1 protein-coding gene is annotated in these 440 nt (G+C 41.1%); it reads right to left on the bottom strand.

Translation table 11 applies throughout. The annotated features are described in order from the left end of the window. Positions 1–179 precede the first annotated feature (179 nt). On the bottom strand, positions 180–371 hold the full coding sequence (locus D4A39_RS19230; RefSeq protein WP_118081417.1) for a hypothetical protein: 192 nt from the start codon (positions 369–371) through the stop codon (positions 180–182). Between the last annotated feature and the right edge of the window lie 69 nt (positions 372–440).

Raw genomic sequence — 440 nt, 5'->3', positions numbered from 1 at the left:
TCGCATTCTTTAGTTTTTTATTGCTTTTGCAACAGAAATGAAGTATTGCGGGGCTGTTGAAGACTGTCTTTAAAGGAAGAAAGAACAGGAAGTATAAATGGGAATAGGAGCAAAAACCCCGCAAAAAGAGTCTTTGCTCCTATTCTTATCTGTTGGTAGCTGAATATAACTTCCGTGATTTATCCCTCGAGGATAATTGATGCCACGTCTTCGGGCGAATTCCATAGGATTCCGTCTTGCAACTCGTCGTCGGTAAATCCGTTGAGTGCTTCCTGTGCTTCCCTTGGAGTAATGGCTGGAGTGCCGTCCTCGTTCTTAGCATCGAGTAAAGCCTGCAAGATGGCTGCTCTGTATTCTTCGATTGTCATCATAATTTTTATGTCGTTTCGTTGTTTATTTTATGATGGCAAAGGTAATGCATTTTTTTGGAAATACCAAAC

This window comes from Alcanivorax profundi (assembly GCF_003597125.1).
Taxonomy (GTDB): Bacteria; Pseudomonadota; Gammaproteobacteria; order Pseudomonadales; family Alcanivoracaceae; genus Alcanivorax; species Alcanivorax profundi.
The sequence above is the reverse complement of the archived record's forward strand: the minus strand, read 5'-3'. Positions and strand labels throughout refer to the sequence as shown.

Coding starts and splice junctions, on each gene's coding strand:
- D4A39_RS19230 (WP_118081417.1), bottom strand. CDS start 371: ATGATGACAATCGAAGAATACAGAGCAGCCATCTTGCAGGCTTTACTC.